Genomic DNA, 20,345 nt, shown 5'->3' on the forward strand with positions numbered 1-20,345 from the left:
CGGCGGAAGTACTTGGGGGTTGCCCCCTGGGAGATAGGCGAGTGGCCAAGTGAACTGGAGGAGCTATGGCTCCTCTTTTTTTATCTCGCTAACGAGATTCAAGAGATAGGATGTATGAATAAATAAAAAAGACCTCTCGGGCCTTTTTTATTTAACGATTTAGAATAAACTCTGATTTAATTGCTAGTTGCTGAATTTCTTTGGAAATAGCCAATTCAAATGCACAACGTCCTACTTGTTGAAAGTGATTATTTACGGTTGGAATTTTGAGAACCTGACCAGATATTAATGATTCTTGGCCAATAATAACAGGTTTAGGTATTTTTTGTTGTTCAAACCAACGCCAAACATTAGCAGCAATATCATCAGAATTAGCAAATATTGCATCAAATTGTGTAAGTTGGGGCCCCAATTTGTAACCGTCTGCTGAAGATACTGCACCCGTTTTTATTTGTTCATCTCTTATTTTTTCTTCGTATATTTCTTTATAGGTTTGGAGAGTAACAGATGTAGTTGGACTTTTATAACGTGCAAAGAGAAACCCAATATTATTACAATTTTGTTCTTGAAGCCATTCTAGAGCGTTTCGATATCCAATTTTTCTTTCTGCATAACTGGCGGCTATTTTTTTACTTTTAGGTTTATGGCATAAAATAATTGGGCCATATTTTTGGTATTTATGAACGGTTTGTTCAGAAACTTCCCTTGAGGTAAAAATTAATGCTTCAAATGCTTTTTTACGGAGTTGTTCTAAGTATTGAATTTCTAGATTTTGGTCGTAATTTGAAGGGAGGATGACGATTTTATAGCCAGTTTCAAAACTTTTATCCAGAATCCCTTCTAATATTTGCCCAAAAAACGGATGCTTGACGTAGGGGAGGACAACTCCAATATTTTTTGTTGTACCAGCCGATAAATCCTGTGCGATTGCATTGGGAGTATAGTCAAGTTCTTTAGCTAAGTCCAAAATAATTTTACGTGTTTCTTTTGAAACATAGCCATTCCCAGAAAGGGCACGAGAGATGGTAGCTTTTGAATAGCCGCTAAGTTTCGATAAATCGGATAAAGAGGTCATTATATCACCTGTTCGTTAATGGTATTAATAGCTGATATTGCTTCAGCGACACCATCGTCAGTATTTTTTGCTACAACCATTTTAACATGTTTTTTGACCTCGGAGTTAGCATTATCTACGGCAATAGCGAGTCCAGCTGATTGGAGAAGTGGAATATCATTATGACCATCACCAATAGCGGCAATTTCCTGAAAGTCTAAATTTTTATTATCAAGTATTGATTGTACAGCGTCGGCTTTTGTTTTATTATCAGATGTAATTTCTAAATACCATTGTCCGCTTTGTTGAACTGAAATATTGGGGATGTTTAGATTATTTAGTTGAGCTTGAAGTTGTAAGAGTTCTTGAGAATCAAAGATAATCATCATTATTTTATATATTTCTGATTGACCATCAAAGGCTTTGATTTTAGGTTCTATACCTGTTATTGCTTTTTGGATAAAGGTTCCTTTGTCTTGTTTGTTAATGTACCAGTGAGCAAGACTGTACCAATTTAAGCTGACATTGGGAAATTCTGTTGAGATGTAATTTAATAGTTGTGAGACGGTTTCTGAAGCTAGGGGATTTTTATCAATAATTTGTAGTCCAAATTGATTTTGGGTGAAGGTTAGGTTCCCGTTAAAGGCGATTTGAGGGGTTCTGAGTTGTAATTTTTCTACAATATTGCTCATTTCCAAGGGACTGCGGGCTGAAACTAATGTGATTGGAAGGTCACTGTAATAAATAGACCAGTGGTTCGTGTCTGATACACTTCCGTGTGAGTCAAGTAATGTTCCATCCATATCTGTAAAAATGTGTTTAATTTTCATGTGATTAAGCTCCTTTGTTTGATTAAGTCTATTTTAAATTATGGAACGCGTTCCATGTCAAGGATTATTGATTATTTATTTTTAAAATAATTGAATGACTATGCTTAAAGTTGAGCAATTCCAAAAGAAGTGGTGAAAATGTTATAATTTAGTAAAGCTCGTTTTTATGTGTTTTAAGATAATATTTACTTAGATGAATGGATAAAAGTATAGAAATATGGAAGAGATAGGAAATAAAATGGAGAACAAGAACAGACTTTTACTAATTGATGGGTCATCGGTTGCCTTTCGAGCCTTTTTTGCGCTATATAATCAGATAGATCGCTTTAAAGCGCCAAATGGGTTACATACTAATGCTATTTTTGCATTTCATACAATGCTTTCTTCTTTGATGGAACGGATTGAGCCCACACATATTTTGATTGCATTTGATGCAGGAAAAACAACTTTTCGTACGGAAATGTTTGCTGACTATAAAGGCGGACGTTCAAAAACACCAGATGAATTTCGTGAGCAATTACCTTTTATCAAGGAAATGATTGAGAAATTGGGAATTCGTCATTATGAGTTAGCTAACTATGAGGCTGATGATATTATTGGGACTTTGGACAAAATGGCGGAAGCCCCAGATGTTAATTTTGATGTTACTATTGTGACGGGTGATAAGGATATGATTCAACTTGTGGATGGAAATACGCGAGTTGAAATTTCTAAGAAGGGTGTTGCTGAGTTTGAGGAGTTTACACCTGATTATCTTTTAGAAAAAATGGGATTGACTCCAGCCCAATTTATTGATTTAAAAGCATTAATGGGCGATTCTTCTGATAACTACCCTGGCGTGACAAAAGTTGGCGAAAAAACTGGTCTTAAACTTTTGCAAGAGTTTGGGTCGCTTGAAAATCTTTATGAAAATGTTGATTCTTTGAAAGCCAGCAAAATGAAAGAAAATCTAATTGCTGACAAAGAAATGGCCTTTTTGTCACAACAATTGGCAACGATAAATACGAAAGCTCCAATTGAAATTGGCTTAGATGATACGCTTTTAAAAGGTAAAAAGGTTGATGAACTTAGTCAATTTTATGATGAAATGGGATTTGCTCAATTCAAAAGTAAATTATTGGCTGAGGCTGGTGGAGAAGTTACTGACGAAAAAGTTGTTGACGAAATTGATTTTGAAATAGTTACTGATGGCTCTATCAGTGAAAAGGTAAATGCTGATGATTTCTTCTATTTGGAAACTTTAGGGGAAAATTATCATCGTGAGCAAATTGTGGCTTTTGCCTGGGGAAATGCTGAGAAAATTTATGTTTCTAAAAATATAGATTTACTGACAAAAATGAAGTTCCCTGAAAATACTTATGATTTCAAGAAAAATCGAGTACTTTTAAGTCACTTGAATATCGAATTACCTTTGGTCAAATTTGATGCAATGCTTGCAAAATATCTAATTTCAACAACAGAAGATAATAAAATTTCGACGATTGCAAGACTTTTCAATAGCGGACATTTGGCAACGGATGAAGAAATTTTTGGCAAAGGGACAAAAATTGCTTTACCTGATGATGCGGTTTTATTTGAACATTTAGCTCGTAAAATTAAAGTGCTTGCCTTGGCCAAAGAAAAAATGATGGCTGAATTGCTTGAAAATGAACAAGAGCATCTTTTATCTGATATGGAATTACCATTAGCAGAAGTTTTAGCAAAAATGGAAATTACAGGGATTGTTGTCAGCCAAAATACACTGGAAGAAATTGGTGCGGAAAATGAAGAAAAATTGGCTTCTTTGACGCGTGAAATTTACGACTTGGCTGGTGAAGAATTTAATATTAATTCACCAAAACAGTTGGGTGTGATTTTATTTGAAAAATTACAGCTACCGGTTGGAAAGAAAACAAAAACAGGCTATTCAACGGCAGTGGATGTTTTAGAAGACTTAGCTGCTTTATCTCCCGTTGTAGCAAAAATTTTGGAATATCGTCAAATCAATAAAGTACAATCAACTTACGTGAAAGGTCTGATTCCTCAAATTGCAGATGATGGAAAAATTCATACACGTTATGTTCAAGATTTGACTCAAACTGGACGTTTGAGCTCAGTTGACCCGAATTTACAAAATATTCCTGTTCGACTTGAGGAGGGACGAAAAATTCGTAAAGCATTTGTCCCAAGCAAGGATTCGCTTTTATTGAGTTCTGACTATTCACAAATTGAATTGCGAGTTTTGGCACATATTTCTGGGGATGAACATTTAATTGATGCCTTTAAACATGGAGCTGATATCCATACTTCAACGGCTATGCGTGTTTTCGGCATTGAAAAAGCAGAAGATGTGACTGCTAATGATCGTAGAAATGCTAAAGCAGTCAATTTTGGAGTAGTCTATGGAATTTCCGATTTTGGTTTAGCAAGAAATCTTGGAATTACAAGAAAAGATGCTAAAAATTACATTGAAACTTATTTTGAACGTTATCCTGGGATTAAAACCTATATGGAAAATATTGTTCGCGAGGCACGAGACAAAGGTTTTGTTGAAACAATGAGTCACCGTCGTCGTAAGATTCCAGATATTAATGCTCGTAATTTTAATGTTCGTGGTTTTGCAGAACGGACGGCTATTAATTCACCAATTCAAGGTTCGGCAGCTGATATCTTAAAAATTGCGATGATTAATTTGGATAAAGCTTTGAGTGCTCGTGATTTTAAATCAAAATTATTATTGCAAGTACACGATGAAATTATTCTTGATGTTCCTTTAGAGGAATTAGATGAAATTAAGGCCTTGGTAAAACAAACGATGGAAGAAGCGATTGAACTTGCTGTCCCATTAAAAGTGGATGAAAATACTGGTAAGACTTGGTATGAAGCTAAATAATAAAGATTAATGATAGAATTAAACCGTTCACTTCTTCACGTTTATTGAAAAAAAATAATAAATAAAAACGATAATTAGCTGGGGCTGATTATCGTTTTTTAACGGGTACTGTTAGAAGAAAGGTTAGGGGCTATGTTAAAATACTCATTGCCCGTATCTTCGCTGGCTGTGCCCTTTTTCGGATTAGTCGAAAGGCAACCCGCTAAGCCCGATGGGACTTGATTGCCACTAGAACTTGGTAGTTTACTGCCGTAGAGAGTATGGACAATTCAGCTGACGAAGGGAGCGAAATAGTAATTAGATGGAGAGCCAACAGCACGAAATTTTGTTTCGCCTTACTGGCTGTGTTATAATAAAATAATGGAAAATATCGAATTGAACATGGATGAGAGAATTGATGAAATCGCCAGCAGTGGGGTAAAAATTATTCAAAGCCGAGAGGTTTTTTCTTTTAGTATTGATGCGATTTTGTTAGCTCGTTTTCCGCGCTTACCAAAACGGGGTAAAATTGTAGATTTATGTGCGGGAAATGGAGCTGTCGGACTTTTTGCGAGTTCTAAAACAAATGCTCAAATTATTGAATTAGAGATTCAAGAACGTTTGGCTGATATGGCAACTCGTTCAATTGAACTCAATGGACTTACTGACAGAATGTCTGTCATTAATGATAATCTTAATCGGGCGCTTGACCATCTTCATACTTCAAGTGCAGATTTGATTTTTTGTAATCCACCTTATTTTAAAGTGGATTCAGATGAAAGTCATTTAAATGAAAGTAAGCATTATACTTTGGCCCGTCATGAATTGACGACAAATCTGGATGAAATTTTTTCTGTCAGTAAAAAATTACTCAAAACAAACGGACACATTGCCATGGTTCATAGACCAGAGCGTTTTTTAGAAATTGTAGACAAAATGCGTGCTAATAATTTGCAACCTAAATGGATTCAATTTGTTTATCCTAAGGCAAATCAACCAGCAAATATTTTATTGATTGATGCGATTAAAGACGGCAAAGAAGGGGGCGAAATTTTCTTACCGCCTTTGATTGTTCATAATGATGACGGAACTTACACTGATGAAATTGATGAAATTTATTATGGAAAACATTAAAAAAAGTTACTGACAGAAATTTCTGTCAGTAACTTTTTTATTAAATCGCACTTGCTTGCGCCATTAATTTTTCAATGGCTGCATTTTGCACTTCTTCGAGTGTATTAGTGTCTGTAGCAGCAGGCTCTTTAAGTGTTTCTTTTAGTTTGCTACGCGTTGAGGCTAAAGATATATCAAGGTCAGCACTTGTTTTTTCTTTTGTATTAGAAATACTACCAGTCAGTTTTCCAGTCATTTCATGAGATTTTTTATCTACAGTTAATTTAACAGAAAGTTTGCTGATATCAATATTTTTACTTTCTTTGATTAATCGCTCTGTTTGTTCTTTAGGAATAGAATAAGTAGCACTCAAATTATTGATTAAATCATTGAGGTCAATATCTTTACCAGAAAATTCCACAGTCACTTTATTTCCAGATTTGGTGAAATCAGAATTCGGAATCTCTTTATATTGTTTCTCTAAATCAGCTTCACTCATTTTTGAATTTGATTCAAAAAGTTGCTTAAGCGTTGATTCCCAGTTATCTTTAGAAGATTGAACATTTGAATCAAGCGTTTGCGAATCAATCAGCAAATATGATTTATTGAGACTATCAATCATAGCTCCGTAAATTGTAGCCGTATCCTCGGCAGGACTTGGAATTAAATCTTTATTGTTATCATAAAGTGATTTAATGTCTGAACTACTAATATAAAGCCCTTTTTGTGACATCATAAATCCTAAATCATAATCTTTTTTAGCGACTGTCAATTTTCCATCAAGAACTGCAAGTTGGTTAGTCTTATCAAGTCCAATATTAAAATCGAGTCCAGCACCCTTGTTAAAAATCTTGTTGAATTCAGAATTATCTCCACCACCATGAATTTTGAATTCATTAATATCAACTTTTACTTTTTGAGCATTATAGTCTTTAGAATTATTCAAGGCAACTGTATCTGAAATAAAGGCCTTTTTGGCCTCATCAGAGTTTTTAGTTGAGCAAGCAGAAAGGGAAAAAACTGCAAGTGCAGCAAGTCCCAAGGACATCCAAATTTTCTTTTTCATAAACATCTCCAATTGTTTTTTATTGATATTCTACTATAAAAAATGTAAAAGTTCAACAACATTTAAGAAATGTTAGAATTAAGATAAAAAAATACTGATGAAAGCTCTTAGGTTTATCCTAATCTTTTCATCAGTAACTTTTTAATAAATCATATCATAAATTTCAATGGCAACAAGGTCGATATCATCGAACAATGAAGCATCTTTTTGTTTAGGATAACGCAAAGCAAAAGCTTCATCTTCTGGACTGTAACTTACAGTAAGCATTACTTCGCCTTCACGTTCAAAATTATAAGTTTCTTTTGGGTCACCACCTTCAACCAAACGGTTTAAGCGATTCATAATTGCTAACAAATGTGATTTCATTTCTTAAAAATTCCTTTCGGTGTTCTGCAAAGCAAAACTCTGTTTTTATAAAATTGTTTTTTACTTCCAATTGTTTTTCAAAGGGACAGTTCTTAGGATTGACCCCATTAGTCCTGTTCTTTGTCCTTATCTATTTTAACATAACTTTGTAGATTTTTGGCAAGTTTACTGGCTTTTCTGGCAAAATATTTTGCTCGAATTTGTTCTCTTTTAAGTGAACGTTTAACAGTAACTGGCATTTGACGAATGGTATCTTCCATTTTCATTGGAAAACGTTCCGCCTCAATAGACTTAAGGTTATTGTATTCAATAATGGTGTCAATATAGAAGAGATAAACTTTTTTAGCAAAATTTTCCGCTGAAATTTCATAAAGTTTCTTTTCAAATTTATCTTTATCAATGGGATGTAAATCACGAATTGCCTTTTTGGTAACTTCAGCTAAATCATCATCACCAATGAAGAGTTGTCCGAATTCATCGTCATTAATTAATTCAGACAAATAAGGATTTTTAGCAGCTAGGACTCTTGTCCCTGCTGCCATTGCTTCAAGATAAGTCAAGCCTTGGGTTTCTGAAGTAGAAGCAGAAATGAAGAAGTCAGCAGCTTTATAATAATAGGCTGTTTTCTCATTTTCAACTGGGCCTGTGAAGACAACTTTATCAGTAAGTTCAAGTTCTTTAACTAATTCTTTTAGATTTTCGGCATATGGGCCATGACCAACGATTACAAGTTTCACGGGAAACTCTTCTAAAATATCTGGTAATGCATGAATCACTGCTTGGATATTTTTTTCAGCCGCAATCCGTGAGAGACTGAGCAACATGATTTCATTTTCGGCCAGACCAAGCTCGACTCTTAATTTTGCTGTTTCTTCAGGTTCAATGTCATCACGTTTAAAACGGTCAATTTCAATTCCTGTTGGAATGACACGTTTAGGAAGAGTGACACCGTAACTATTGACAGTTTCCAAAACCATTTCACTTGGACAAATAATCGCTTCAGTTCCACGCAGGAAATTACGAATAATGTATTTAACCATACTTGGACGGATTAAGCGTCCTTTGGCGATGTAGTAAACATAATCTTCATACTTAGTATGTAAGGTATGAATGACAGGGATGCGTAATTGAGCAGCAACCATTTTACCTAAAATTCCCATTCCAAATTCAGTTTGCGTATGGATGATATCTAAATCATATTCTTTAGCAATTAAATAAGCAGCAAAAACACCTTTGAGGACAATTTTACGTTCTGCTAAGCTCACAAAAGGAATGGATTGCAGCCGAATAATATTTCGTTCGTGGTCCACATCAGCATTTGGATCTGTTGTTGTAAAAATGAAAACCTCATGCCCTAATTTTTCAAGCTCTAGGGCCAAAGTGCGAATACTTGTTGCTACTCCACTGATTTGTGGAAAGTAACTATCTGTAAAAAGTCCAACTCTCATAAATAAATTCCCGTTTATATTTCTGTAAATTTTTTATTTTTTTACTGACAAGAATTTTAGTAAGAAAATTTTACTGACAGCTTGGTCAGCAACTACTTTTTCTTTCTGTCAGTAATTTTTAAAAATTAAAGTTCTAAAGTTTGCTGATAAGCATCAGCTAATTGTTGGGCAACTTTTTCAATTGTCCGACTTTCAGCTACTTGATAAGCCTCTTTTGTCTTGTCAACCTTTCCATCTAAAACATCCTGAAGTTGATTGACAAAACCTTCAACATCTGTTGCCATACTTACACAAGTTGAATCAAGCCAGCCATGATAAACTGGGATGTCTCGAACGACAGTTTTTTGGTGACTAGCAAGTGCTTCAAGAACAACGATTCCTTCAGTTTCTTCTCGAGAAGGGAAAAAGAAGGCATCTGCAGAAGACATGGCTCCTTCAAAAATATCTCCCTTGATATAACCTGGGAAAAGAACATTTTTCGGATGATTTTTCTTAACAATTCGACGAATCCAACCAGGAATAGTCCAAAGATTTTGATAACCAAACCAAATGAAAGTCACATCGGGCATTCTTTCAGCCACTTTAATAAAATCATCTATCCCTTTACGTTTAAAATAAAGGGCAGCTGTCACGACAACTTTTTGGTCAGATTTTAGTGAAAAATATTCACGGAAGGCTTGCTCTTTGGCTTCACTTCGAGAATATTTAGTCAAATCAATTCCGTTTGAAATAGGTAAGATTGGACATTTAATTCCGTAAGAACGGAGCAAACTAGCAGAATAATCAGTTGGTGTAATGACTAAATCAGCAGCACGATAAAAGTGCATTAAATATTGTTTAAAGAAAGGAGCAGCAATATTTGAGCCAATAAAGGAATTTTGAAAATCTTCTTTGGTCGAATGACCATGGAAGATTATTTTTTTTCCAGCTTTTTTTGCTTTCTTTAACATTTTCCAACTGCTAAAGCCATAAGTATTTAAATGGAGGATATCATAATCATCCTCAGGATTTTTTGTCCAGTCAATGCCCATTAAATCAAGGGCGCGTTGTTGATGTTTCATTGCACGACCAATTCCTGAATGACTCAAAAATTGTTCGGCTTCTAAGTAAAGTAAAATTTTCATGCTTAACTTTATTTTACCATAAATCAATAAAAGAAAAATGGAAATTTATTATTTTTAAAAATTTCAGACTTTAGTATGAAAAAAGCCTTCTATTTACAGAAGACTTTTATTAAATTATTAAGTTATTAATTAGAAGAAGATGAACTGCTTGTTTCTAAGTCACTGGTTGATTTAGAAAGTTTAACATCTGCTGTATTTGATTTACCATCACGATAATAAGTAACTTTTACTGTATCATTGATATTGTGTGAGTAAAGAGCACTTTGCAAGTCTGTTGAAGAAGTTACTGCTGTATCGCCAACCTTTGTAATTACATCTCCAGCTTTCAAACCAGCTGAGGCAGCAGGAAGTCCAGATTGGACGGAGTAAACAACAACCCCACCTGTTACACTGCTTGGTAATTTCAATTGAGAACTGTCATTTGTTGATAATTGTGAAAGGTCAACCATTCGGATACCTAAAGCAGGGCGTGAAATCTTACCATCAGCTTCAAGTTTATTAATGATATTTACGACATCATTAGAAGGAATCGCAAATCCTAAACCTTCGACAGAAGTAGAACCATCTTCAGTTGTTGTAATTTTACTTTGAGTAATTCCAATAACTTGTCCTTCAATATTAATCAAAGCCCCTCCAGAGTTACCAGGGTTAATGGCAGCATCTGTTTGAATTGCATTGATATTAGTTGTTTGACCATTTTCTTGGGTCAAAGTCACTTGACGGCTTGTTGCAGATAAAATTCCTTCAGTTGCGGTGTTAGCAAATTGACTACCTAAAGGTGAGCCAACGGCAATGGCAGGTTCACCAATTGTTAATTTACTAGAATCAGCGAATGTCGCCACATCTTTGACATGTTCAGAACTGATTTTAAGAACAGCAAGGTCTGTGTATTCATCATAACCAACCACAGAAGCTTTGACTTTTTGTCCACCAGAAAGCAGAACATCAAGTGAGCTATTACCAGCAATAACGTGGTAGTTAGTTACAACGTAGGCATCACCACCAGATTTTTTGTAGATGACACCAGAGCCTTCACTAGAAAGCTGTAAGCCATCAGTCGATGAACTTGAACCGCTATTTCCACCAAAAATTGAACTGAAGTCACTACTTTGTGAGTTATCTTTTTGATAATTCATAACAGAAACGACAGAATTTGAAACTTTTTTAATTGCAGAGGTAACATCGGTATTGACATTTACCGAAACGTTACTAACCTTTGTACTAGTTGTATTTGAACGACTATTATTTGCCGATTGATTTGTAGTGCTTTGATAGATTGCACTTCCTCCAAGTGCGATGGCTCCGCCCACGACACCTGTTAATAGCAATTTTCCTATATTAGCTTTTGCCATAAATAATTCCTTTCAATTATTACTCTTTGTAGCATTTCTATGATGTAATTATATCTACTCTCACTTAATAATACCTTAATAGTAACAAAAATCAAACTAATATAGTTTCTCCACATTTTTGTGGATAATCTAAAAATTAATGAGGATAAGTGGATATTTTAATAAAGTTTTCCACAGAAAAGTGGAAAAAAGTAAAAAAATGTTGATAAATCATGTTTTCATCTTGTTTTCAATGGGGGAAAAGGGTAAAATTATAAAATAAATTTAAGAATTTATAAATGTTTTTATTCTTGAAAGTGTAAAAGTAATCAAAAAACTGGGGAAAAGTTGTTAATTTTTAAGTAATAAAGTTTTAATTTAGAGAGAAAAATAAAAATGAAGATTAAATTAGTAGTTGTTGGAAAACTTAAAGAAAAGTATTTAAAAGATGGAATTGCTGAATATGTTAAACGAATGGGAACGATGCTGCCACTTGAAATTATTGAGCTAGCAGATGAAAAAATTCCAGATAATGCTTCCGAAAAAGAAGCAGAGGCATTGAAAAAACGTGAAGGTGAGAAAATTTTATCACGGATTCAAGCAGGAGATCAGTTAGCGATTTTAGCCATTCAAGGAAAATTAATGTCATCAGAGGAAGTGGCTGATTTTGTGAAGAAAGCTGAAGTTTACGGAACAGGAAATCTTGTTTTTGTAATTGGAGGTTCTTTAGGACTTTCAAAGGAAGTCTATCAACGAAGTGATTTGCAAATTTCTTTTGGGCGAATGACACTTCCTCATCAACTGATGCGTCTGGTTTTAGTAGAACAAATTTATCGGGCACAAATGATTAATCGAGGTTCGGCTTATCATAAGTAAAAATTTGAAAGGAATGAAATGATTAATATTATAGAAGAGTTTCGCCAATATAAGAATGAAGAAAATGCTGAAAAACAAGCAGCATATTTGCGTCACCAGTTTGAATTTATTGGTTTAAAAACGCCAGAAAGACGTCTTTTGGCAAAAGATTTTCTAAAGGAAAAGAAGGGAGATAAGCAAATTGATTGGGAGCTTGTTTTTGAATTTTGGAATTTGCCTGAGCGTGAATTTCAATATCTGGCTTTAGATTATCTTTATCAAATGAAGAAATGGCTTATTTTTGATGACATGGAAAAGATAAAAAAATTGACTGTCAGTAAATCATGGTGGGATACGGTTGATGCTTTAGATGAATTAGTTGGTCATCTTTTACTGACAGGTCGTAAACAAGCGACCGAAAATGACTCAACTGCTTATGAACAGGTCAAGACTCTCGTAAAAGAATGGGCTCAAGCCGAAAATTTTTGGATTCGACGAATTGCAATTGACTGTCAATTAAGCTTTAAAAATCAAACAGATTTAGAATTACTTTCATATAATATTGAAAAAAATCTTTTAGGAAGTTCTTTTGCTGATGAATTTTTTATTACGAAAGCAATAGGTTGGGCTTTGCGAGATTTGGCAAAAACAAATTCTGCTTGGGTCATAAAATTTATTGAAGAACATGAAAATAAAATGGCAAAACTTTCAATTCGAGAAGCAAGTAAACATCTCTAAAGCTTGATTTGACAGAGTTTTCAAACTATGATAGAATAAGAAGAATGTTCGAAAGTGAACTTAAATTTGAATAAAACTTATAAAGGAGACAGAAATGTCAGGCTTATCTCTTATTTTTATCGTTGTCGTTATGGGTGGGATGATGTTCTTCATGAACCGTCAACAAAAGAAACAACAATCTAAACGCCAAGAACAATTGGATGCAATGCAACCAGGTTCAGAAATCGTAACAATTGGTGGATTGCACGGAATTCTTTCAAGCATTGATTCAGCAAAAGGAACAATTGAACTTGATTGTGAAGGTGTGATTTTGACTTTCGACCGTGCAGCCGTAAAAACTGTAAAAAGTGGTGTAACACCAGGAACAACTGTTGTTGAAGAAACACCGGCCGAAACAAAAGTGGAAAGCCCAATTGAAGAAAACTAATCTCTTTTCTACATTTAATGAGAAAATAGATTTCATTTATTTTCCTGTCAGTTACTGACAGGATTTTTTTATAAAATATTTTACTGACAGATTTATCTGTCAGTTGATTTTAGCAAATAGAATAACTTATGATTACTGACCAATAAAATTTGAGATACAAATCTATATTAAAATATGGTAAAATGGAAAAGTAATACTGTCTTTTTTGAAAAAAACAGTAGAGAAAGTTTTTGAATAAATTGATAAAGAAAAAAATAAGAAGAAGAGAATTTCTTTCTTAGAGTCTTTGGTGTAAAAAAACTTTAATAACCAAAGAGCATAATGGTGAATTTATGATAAATATTTTTGCATAAAATTCTCATGTGAGGTACTATGTTTAATAACTTAAAAAATAAAGAGCAAGAAGAATTACTTCCAGAGCATATCGGAATTATCATGGATGGTAATGGACGATGGGCTAAGCAGAAAGGGAAACCACGAATCTTTGGACACAAAGCAGGAATGGATTCGCTAAAAGATGTTGCTGTTCATGGTGCGAGACGTGGCATAAAAGTGATGACCGTTTATGCTTTTTCCACAGAAAATTGGACAAGACCAGTTGATGAAGTGAAATTCATCATGAGTTTACCTATCGATTTTTATAGTAAATATGTTCCAGTTTTAAAAGAAGAAAATATTCAGATTCAGATGATTGGTGAACGCGAAGGTTTGCCAAAAGCAACGTTAGATTCAATTGACCGTGCGGCTCAAGAAACTTCAGAAAATGACGGAATGATTTTGAATTTTGCAATGAATTATGGTGGCCGTCGTGATATTATTTTAGCCATTCAAGAGCTTGCTAAAAGTGGTCAGGATTTAAGTTTACTGACAGAAGAAGAGTTGTCAAAACATCTACAAACTGCTGTTTTGCCTGAAAATCTTCGGGATCCAGACTTGATTATCAGAACATCTGGTGAACAAAGAATGTCTAATTTCTTGACTTGGCAGTCAGCTTATAGTGAATTATATTTTGCGCAAACTGCTTGGCCAGATTTCGATGATAAAGAATTGGACAAGGCTATTTCTGCTTTTCAAAAGCGTGACCGCAGATATGGAGGAGTCAAATAATGATGCAACGAATTATCACAGGAGTAGTTGCGGGAGGAATCTTTTTAGCCCTCTTGCTTCTTGGAGGAGCTTACTTTCAAATTTTAGTCGCTCTGCTTGTTATTATTGCAATGCAAGAGCTATTTAGAATGTATAAATTACAAGTTTTTTCATTTGAAGGAATTTTAGCGACTTTAGCTGCTTTGTCACTTGCTTTGCCAGTCGGTAAACATTGGTTAGGTCTAAATGCTGACGGGGGAGTGATGCTCTTTACACTCTTTTTATTCATGATGTTAACAGGAATGGTCCTTTCAAACGGGAAATATTCTTTTGTTGATGTTGGTTTCCCTTTTCTTTCGGCTTTCTATGTAGGGATTGGTTTTCAAAATTTACTGACAGCACGTCAAACAAGTGTTTATATTGTCTTTTTAGCTCTATTTATCGTTTGGGCGACAGATATCGGGGCCTATGCTTTTGGCCGCTCGCTTAAAGACCGCTTTCCACAAAAACTTTTGCCATCTGTTTCACCAAATAAAACAGTGGTCGGTTCAGTTGGAGGAATTGTTTCAGCCGTTGTTGTTGCCTTAGTCATGTATTTCTTATTTACTAAGGAATTGCCGCAAATTGGCTTTGTGAAACTTGTTATCTTTACAATTATCTTTTCAGTGGTTGGTCAGATTGGGGACCTTGTGGAATCAAGTATTAAACGTCATTTTGGCGTAAAAGATTCAGGTAAAATTTTACCAGGTCATGGTGGAATTCTTGACCGCTTTGACAATTTGATTTTTGTTTTCCCGATTATGCATCTACTTGGACTATTCTAATTTTAAGGAGGAAGTCGATTGATAGAAACACTGATTACTTTTATTATTATCTTTGGTATTATTGTCGCTATCCATGAATATGGCCATCTTTGGTGGGCAAAACGTTCAGGAATTTTAGTGCGTGAATATGCCGTTGGAATGGGCCCGAAAATTTTTGCTCACCAAGCAAAAGATGGGACACTTTACACGATAAGAATTCTTCCACTCGGTGGCTATGTTCGTTTGGCTGGTTGGGGTGATGACAAGACTGAAATCAAAAAAGGACAAGCTGCAAGTCTTGTTGTCAGTAAATCTGAAGTAGTAAATCCAGAAGCTGAAAATTCTGTCAGTAATATCGTCAGAAGAATTAATCTGTCAGAACATGTTGAATTAGAAGAAGCAATTCCAATGTTGATTACTGAATATGATTTTGAAAAAGAACTTTTCATTGAAGGAGAAGTTTTTGGGGAAATCAAACGTTATTCTGTTGATCATGATGCAACAATCATTGAAGAAGATGGAACAGAAGTTCGGATTGCACCACTCGATGTTCAATATCAATCAGCCGGTGTCTTTCATAAAATGTTGACAAACTTCGGTGGTCCTTTGAATAACTTTATTTTAGGAATCATTGCTTTTATCGTTCTAACCTTTGTTCAAGGAGGCGTTCCTTCAACTACTAATGCTATTGGCCAAGTTGAAAAAGGAACACCCGCTTACAATGCTGGCTTAAAAGCTGGTGATAAAATTGAAGCAGTCAATGGAACTAAAACGGCAGATTGGAACAATGTTGTTACTGAAATTTCAGGTTCTAAAGGAAAAGAATTAAAACTTGAAGTTAGCCGTTCAGGCAAATCGGAAACCTTATCAGTTACACCTAAAAAAATGGACGGAAGTTACCGTGTTGGCATTATGCAATCAATGAAAACAGGTTTCTTTGATAAGATTACAGGTGGCTTTGTTCAAGCAGGCCAATCAGCTACAGCAATCTTTAAAGCTTTAGGAAGTTTGATTGCACGACCGAGTCTTGATAAACTTGGTGGTCCAGTTGCTATTTATCAACTCAGTGGCCAAGCCGCGAGAGCAGGTTTGCCGACGATTATTAATCTTTTAGCTATGCTTTCAATTAATTTAGGGATTGTCAATCTTTTTCCTATTCCAGTACTTGATGGTGGAAAAATTGTCCTAAATATTATTGAAGCAATTCGTGGCAAAGCACTCTCACAAGAAAAGGAATCAATCATCACAATGGTAGGAGTTGTCTTCATGCTTGTGCTCTTTGTAGCAGTAACATGGAATGATATTCTCCGAGCCTTTGTAAATTAATATATCTATTCGTCTTCTATTTCAAAAGGAAAGAAGCTGAACCAAACTCATAAAGGAAATTTTAAAATTATGAAACAATCAAAAATGCTTATACCAACCCTTCGGGAAATGCCTTCTGATGCCCAGGTTATCAGCCATGCCTTACTTATGCGCGCAGGATATGTTCGTCAAGTTTCAGCAGGAATTTATGCTTACTTGCCATTAGCAAACCGCGTACTTGAAAAGTTGAAAAATATCATGCGTGAAGAGTTTGACGAAATTGGTGCAGTAGAACTTCTTGCCCCAAGTCTTTTGACAGCTGACCTTTGGCGTGAATCTGGCCGTTATGACACATATGGTGAGGATTTATATAAATTAAAAAACCGTGATAATTCTGATTTTATTTTAGGACCAACACATGAAGAAACAATGACTTCTCTTGTCCGTGATGAAATTACTTCTTATAAAAAATTACCACTTAATGTTTACCAAATTGCTCCAAAATTCCGTGATGAAAAACGTCCACGTTATGGACTATTGCGCGGTCGTGAGTTCTTGATGAAAGATGGTTATAGCTACCATGCTGACCAAGATTCATTGGACGAGACTTATAATGATTACAAAAAAGCCTACGAAAAAATCTTTGAACGTGCTGGCTTAAACTTTAAACCAATTATTGCCGATGCTGGAGCAATGGGTGGTAAAGATAGTCAAGAATTTATTGCTATTACAGATGATAGAATCAATCTTGAAAAATGGCTCGTTTTGAGTAAGAATATTACATCAATCGAAGAAATTCCAGAATCTGTCCTTTCAGAAATCAAAGAAGAACTTGGCAAATGGTTGATTGCTGGTGAAGATACAATTGTCTACGCTGAAGGTGGTGATTATGCGGCAAATATTGAAATGGCCAGCAGTCAATTTGAACCAAATGTAGCTTATACTGAAGAACTTGAACTTGAAAAAGTAGCGACACCAGGTGCTAAAACAATTGATGAAGTTTCAAAATTCCTTGAAATTGATGAAGAACAAACAGTTAAAACATTGGTTTATCACGCAGATGATGAATTAGTGGTTATTTTGTTAAATGGTAATGACCAACTCAACGAAGTCAAATTGACCAATTATCTTGGAGCATCATTTATTGAAGCTGCCAGTGAAGCAGAAGTTGAAGAAAAATTTGGAGCTCATTTTGGTTCACTTGGACCAATCGGGCTTGAAAATGTCAAGATTATTGCTGACCGCAAAGTTGAACAAATTAAAAATGCTGTGGTTGGAGCTAACGTTGATGGTTTCCATTATAAAAATGCTAACTTTGGCCGTGATTATGAAGTTGAAGAGTTTGTTGATTTACGTACAGTTAATGAAGGTGAGATTTCACCAGATGGCCGTGGAACTTTGAAATTTGCGCGTGGTATCGAAATTGGACATATCTTTAAATTAGGAACTCGCTATACAGAAGCGATGAATGCCAATATTCTTGATGCGAATGGTCGTTCAATTCCAATGCTCATGGGTTGTTACGGAATCGGTGTAAGTCGTTTGCTTTCAGCTATTTTGGAACAATTTGCTCGTATCTATGTTGAAAAAACGCCAAGAGAAGAATTTAAATTTAGCTGGTCAATTAATTTCCCTAAAGAATTAGCACCATTTGATATTCATCTTGTTCCAGTTAATGTTAAAGATGAAGCAGCAATGGAATTGACTTCTGAACTTGAAGAAAAATTGCGTGGCAAAGGTTATCAGGTCTTAGTAGATGACCGTAATGAACGTGCAGGTGTTAAATTTGCTGACAGCGATTTGATTGGTTTGCCAGTTCGTGTGACAATCGGTAAAAAAGCTGCTGAGGGTGTTGTTGAAGTTAAAATTCGTGCGACAGGTGAAGTTGTTGAAATTAATAAAGATGAACTTGTCAATACCATTGAAATTTTAAGTAAATAATAAAAGAGATTTACTATGAAAATTGTTATTGTTGGAAGCTCCCACGCCGGAATTTGTGCCGGATTACGTGCGCTTGAAGAATACCCAGAAGCCGAAATTACGCTTTATGATAAGCGTAATCAGGTTTCTTTTGTTTCTCAAGGAATTATTTCTTATCTGGCGGGTCAAAAATCTGTCCTTAATCAATCTAGTTATTCATCGGTAGAAGAACTAAAAGCTGCTGGTTTAAACATGCAAATGGAAACGGTGGTTGAAGAGATTGATACCAAAAATAAACGGCTATTTTATCGGAGAGTCAATTCCAAAAAGACGAAACTCGCTCTCTATGATAAATTGATTTTTGCTACGGGTTCTTATCCGGCAATGACCTCTGTTCCTTTTGATAAAAAAAGCAAACTTTACTTTTTAAAAAGTATGGATGATGCAATAAAAACAGATGAATTTCTGAAAACAGCCAAAAATATTGCAGTAATTGGTGGTGGAATGACCGGAGTTGAAGTTGCTCGGATTGCCCAAGAAAGAGGAATTCAGACAACACTCATTCATCGCAATAAAAATCTTTTAAACGATTATCTTGATGAACCAGCAAGTCATTTATTGGAAAGTTGGATGAATGCAGAGGGAATGCGTCTTCTATTAAATACAGAAGTGACAGAAATTGGGTTTGACGAAGAAAATACAATCATTCAAACAGCAAATGGTCAGAAAATTCCTGTTGATGGAGTAATCTTTACGATTGGTTTTCGGCCTAATTCTTATCTTCTGAATCAACAAGTTGAGTTAGGAGATAGCGGAGCGGTTATTGTTGATGAATACATGCAAACCACTTGTCCAGATGTTTTTGCTGTCGGAGATGTTTCAACGACTTATGTTAATTTGTTGGGAAAAAGCTATTATCTGCCACATGCTTCGGATGCTGTTCGCGATGGTGAAATTGCGGCGATTAATTTACTTGCTCCTCGCCAAAAAATTAATAGTAGTCAGGGAACTTATCATGTTCCAATGAATAATTTAGTGATGGCTATGACTGGGATTACAATAAGACAGGCAGTTGATGCTGGTTATGATGCAGATGCGGTTCATTTACTAAATGAACACTTAGACGGACATTCACCAAGTAATATTTGGATGATTTATGAGAGACGCACTCATCAAATTCTTGGTTTACAATGTATTGGAAAAACGAGCGATATGGCAGAGTACGTCAATATTTTCTCACTTGCGATTCAACAAGAATTAAAAATTGAGGATATTGAGTTCACAGACTTTTATTTTGAACATGGCTACAAAGACCCTCGGGGTCTCAATCGCATATTAGCTCGACTAGTAAGGGAGAATGAAAGGTAGATTGTGTGGAAACGACTAATAAAGAGATAGTTTATTGTCAAAAAGTGCTTCACTTGCTTGAGGATTTGCAGAAAGTTCAACAAAGCATTGAATCTTTTGCTGAACACTCTGATAAGCAAAAAGTTCATACTCATCAAACTCTATCATTGATTTTAAAATTAGCAGTTCTTCTTATTATTTTAGGAGTAGGAATATTTTTAAAGTTGTCATTAGTTCTTTTGTTGGTGATTTCAGTTGTCTATTTATTCATTTTTTGTCTTTTGTTCAGATATGATTCAAAAAAATTTAAAGAAAAATTAGCTTTAGAGGGTGAAAGTTCTCTAAAAATGAAATCTTTAAATGCTGATTTGAACAAACTTAAAGAAGATGAAGAAAAAATTCAGACAGAATTAAATCATTTTCGACGAATTCCCACACAATTTAAAACAATAGAAGCTGTCAGTCATATGATTCGCTATATGAAACGTGGCGAAGCACAGACAGTAGAAGAAGCACTCTATTTTTGGGAAATGGATGAAGAAAATCGCTCAACTGGTAAATAGTTTTACTGACAGCTCTGTCAGTAACTATTAATTTTAAAATAAAATAACTGACAGTTTTGTCAGTTATTTTATTCTTAAAAAAGTATGAAAAGCAACATTTTTTTATGCTATAATGAGA

18 protein-coding genes are annotated in these 20,345 nt (G+C 34.9%); 11 read left to right on the forward strand and 7 right to left on the reverse strand.

Going from position 1 to position 20,345, the window contains the following annotated elements; all coding sequences use genetic code 11:
• Positions 1-151 precede the first annotated feature (151 nt).
• Together IAE52_RS06150 and IAE52_RS06155 are read right to left on the reverse strand one after the other, a co-directional pair.
• Positions 152-1,075 (reverse strand): LacI family DNA-binding transcriptional regulator, encoded by a 924-nt coding sequence (locus IAE52_RS06150; protein WP_033900679.1) that lies wholly within the window; start codon positions 1,073-1,075, stop codon positions 152-154.
• Positions 1,075-1,884, reverse strand: coding sequence for a Cof-type HAD-IIB family hydrolase (locus tag IAE52_RS06155; RefSeq protein WP_109991339.1), 810 nt, complete (start codon positions 1,882-1,884; stop codon positions 1,075-1,077). The genes IAE52_RS06150 and IAE52_RS06155 overlap by 1 nt, the downstream gene beginning before the upstream one ends.
• Positions 1,885-2,122: 238 nt before the next feature.
• On the opposite strand from IAE52_RS06155, the gene polA reads away from it, so the two are divergent.
• Complete coding sequence (polA, locus tag IAE52_RS06160; RefSeq protein WP_109991338.1) at positions 2,123-4,756, forward strand: DNA polymerase I; 2,634 nt, start codon at positions 2,123-2,125, stop codon at positions 4,754-4,756.
• Between the two features lie 360 nt (positions 4,757-5,116).
• Positions 5,117-5,869, forward strand: coding sequence for a tRNA1(Val) (adenine(37)-N6)-methyltransferase (locus tag IAE52_RS06165; protein WP_010906333.1), 753 nt, complete (start codon positions 5,117-5,119; stop codon positions 5,867-5,869).
• A 40-nt stretch (positions 5,870-5,909) separates the two neighbouring features.
• Here the strand turns inward: IAE52_RS06165 and IAE52_RS06170 are convergent, their stop codons facing one another.
• The 5 genes from IAE52_RS06170 to IAE52_RS06190 all read right to left on the reverse strand — a co-directional run bounded on the left by IAE52_RS06170 (position 5,910) and on the right by IAE52_RS06190 (position 11,204).
• Positions 5,910-6,914 (reverse strand): hypothetical protein, encoded by a 1,005-nt coding sequence (locus IAE52_RS06170; RefSeq protein WP_033900684.1) that lies wholly within the window; start codon positions 6,912-6,914, stop codon positions 5,910-5,912.
• Between the two features lie 141 nt (positions 6,915-7,055).
• A complete protein-coding gene (locus IAE52_RS06175) occupies positions 7,056-7,280 on the reverse strand; it encodes a YkuJ family protein (protein WP_003130579.1) in 225 nt (74 codons plus the stop codon).
• Positions 7,281-7,387: 107 nt separating this feature from the next.
• Positions 7,388-8,728 (reverse strand): glycosyltransferase family 4 protein, encoded by a 1,341-nt coding sequence (locus tag IAE52_RS06180; protein WP_010906331.1) that lies wholly within the window; start codon positions 8,726-8,728, stop codon positions 7,388-7,390.
• A gap of 125 nt (positions 8,729-8,853) precedes the next feature.
• Entirely contained in the window at positions 8,854-9,852 is a 999-nt protein-coding gene (locus IAE52_RS06185) for a glycosyltransferase family 4 protein (RefSeq protein ID WP_023189027.1), read from the reverse strand.
• A 125-nt stretch (positions 9,853-9,977) separates the two neighbouring features.
• Positions 9,978-11,204, reverse strand: a complete 1,227-nt coding sequence (locus IAE52_RS06190; protein ID WP_012898631.1) for a S1C family serine protease — start codon at positions 11,202-11,204, stop codon at positions 9,978-9,980.
• 375 nt (positions 11,205-11,579) lie between these two features.
• Here IAE52_RS06190 and rlmH point away from each other — a divergent pair, with 375 nt between their 5' ends.
• The 9 genes from rlmH to IAE52_RS06235 all read left to right on the forward strand — a co-directional run bounded on the left by rlmH (position 11,580) and on the right by IAE52_RS06235 (position 20,227).
• The gene (rlmH, locus tag IAE52_RS06195; protein WP_003130585.1) at positions 11,580-12,059 is read left to right on the forward strand and encodes a 23S rRNA (pseudouridine(1915)-N(3))-methyltransferase RlmH; all 480 of its coding nucleotides are present in this window, start codon (positions 11,580-11,582) and stop codon (positions 12,057-12,059) included.
• An 18-nt stretch (positions 12,060-12,077) separates the two neighbouring features.
• Positions 12,078-12,776 (forward strand): DNA alkylation repair protein, encoded by a 699-nt coding sequence (locus IAE52_RS06200; RefSeq protein ID WP_200136736.1) that lies wholly within the window; start codon positions 12,078-12,080, stop codon positions 12,774-12,776.
• Positions 12,777-12,870: 94 nt separating this feature from the next.
• On the forward strand, positions 12,871-13,203 hold the full coding sequence (gene yajC, locus IAE52_RS06205; RefSeq protein WP_109991337.1) for a preprotein translocase subunit YajC: 333 nt from the start codon (positions 12,871-12,873) through the stop codon (positions 13,201-13,203).
• Between the two features lie 372 nt (positions 13,204-13,575).
• Entirely contained in the window at positions 13,576-14,310 is a 735-nt protein-coding gene (locus IAE52_RS06210) for an isoprenyl transferase (protein ID WP_200136737.1), read from the forward strand.
• On the forward strand, positions 14,310-15,113 hold the full coding sequence (locus tag IAE52_RS06215) for a phosphatidate cytidylyltransferase (RefSeq protein ID WP_003130590.1): 804 nt from the start codon (positions 14,310-14,312) through the stop codon (positions 15,111-15,113). The genes IAE52_RS06210 and IAE52_RS06215 overlap by 1 nt, the downstream gene beginning before the upstream one ends.
• 18 nt (positions 15,114-15,131) lie before the next feature.
• Positions 15,132-16,418, forward strand: coding sequence for an RIP metalloprotease RseP (rseP, locus tag IAE52_RS06220; protein ID WP_033900700.1), 1,287 nt, complete (start codon positions 15,132-15,134; stop codon positions 16,416-16,418).
• Positions 16,419-16,487: 69 nt separating this feature from the next.
• Complete coding sequence (locus IAE52_RS06225) at positions 16,488-18,338, forward strand: proline--tRNA ligase (RefSeq protein WP_003130592.1); 1,851 nt, start codon at positions 16,488-16,490, stop codon at positions 18,336-18,338.
• 15 nt (positions 18,339-18,353) lie between these two features.
• Entirely contained in the window at positions 18,354-19,685 is a 1,332-nt protein-coding gene (locus tag IAE52_RS06230; RefSeq protein WP_033900703.1) for an FAD/NAD(P)-binding oxidoreductase, read from the forward strand.
• A gap of 5 nt (positions 19,686-19,690) precedes the next feature.
• Positions 19,691-20,227: a hypothetical protein gene (locus IAE52_RS06235; RefSeq protein ID WP_023189020.1), complete on the forward strand. Its 537-nt coding sequence runs from the start codon at positions 19,691-19,693 to the stop codon at positions 20,225-20,227.
• Positions 20,228-20,345: the final 118 nt, after the last annotated feature.

The sequence above is a fragment of the Lactococcus sp. S47 genome (assembly GCF_016517475.1).
In the GTDB taxonomy this organism is placed as follows: domain Bacteria; phylum Bacillota; class Bacilli; order Lactobacillales; family Streptococcaceae; genus Lactococcus; species Lactococcus lactis.

Bases quoted from the DNA above. Each gene is read 5' to 3' on its own strand.
- rlmH (WP_003130585.1), top strand. From the start codon at position 11,580: ATGAAGATTAAATTAGTAGTTGTTGGAAAACTTAAAGAAAAGTATTTA.
- IAE52_RS06170 (WP_033900684.1), bottom strand. From the start codon at position 6,914: ATGAAAAAGAAAATTTGGATGTCCTTGGGACTTGCTGCACTTGCAGTT.
- IAE52_RS06175 (WP_003130579.1), bottom strand. From the start codon at position 7,280: ATGAAATCACATTTGTTAGCAATTATGAATCGCTTAAACCGTTTGGTT.
- IAE52_RS06230 (WP_033900703.1), top strand. From the start codon at position 18,354: ATGAAAATTGTTATTGTTGGAAGCTCCCACGCCGGAATTTGTGCCGGA.
- IAE52_RS06225 (WP_003130592.1), top strand. From the start codon at position 16,488: ATGAAACAATCAAAAATGCTTATACCAACCCTTCGGGAAATGCCTTCT.
- IAE52_RS06200 (WP_200136736.1), top strand. From the start codon at position 12,078: ATGATTAATATTATAGAAGAGTTTCGCCAATATAAGAATGAAGAAAAT.
- yajC (WP_109991337.1), top strand. From the start codon at position 12,871: ATGTCAGGCTTATCTCTTATTTTTATCGTTGTCGTTATGGGTGGGATG.
- IAE52_RS06215 (WP_003130590.1), top strand. From the start codon at position 14,310: ATGATGCAACGAATTATCACAGGAGTAGTTGCGGGAGGAATCTTTTTA.
- IAE52_RS06180 (WP_010906331.1), bottom strand. From the start codon at position 8,728: ATGAGAGTTGGACTTTTTACAGATAGTTACTTTCCACAAATCAGTGGA.
- IAE52_RS06210 (WP_200136737.1), top strand. From the start codon at position 13,576: ATGTTTAATAACTTAAAAAATAAAGAGCAAGAAGAATTACTTCCAGAG.
- IAE52_RS06185 (WP_023189027.1), bottom strand. From the start codon at position 9,852: ATGAAAATTTTACTTTACTTAGAAGCCGAACAATTTTTGAGTCATTCA.
- polA (WP_109991338.1), top strand. From the start codon at position 2,123: ATGGAGAACAAGAACAGACTTTTACTAATTGATGGGTCATCGGTTGCC.
- IAE52_RS06165 (WP_010906333.1), top strand. From the start codon at position 5,117: ATGGAAAATATCGAATTGAACATGGATGAGAGAATTGATGAAATCGCC.
- IAE52_RS06190 (WP_012898631.1), bottom strand. From the start codon at position 11,204: ATGGCAAAAGCTAATATAGGAAAATTGCTATTAACAGGTGTCGTGGGC.
- IAE52_RS06155 (WP_109991339.1), bottom strand. From the start codon at position 1,884: ATGAAAATTAAACACATTTTTACAGATATGGATGGAACATTACTTGAC.
- IAE52_RS06150 (WP_033900679.1), bottom strand. From the start codon at position 1,075: ATGACCTCTTTATCCGATTTATCGAAACTTAGCGGCTATTCAAAAGCT.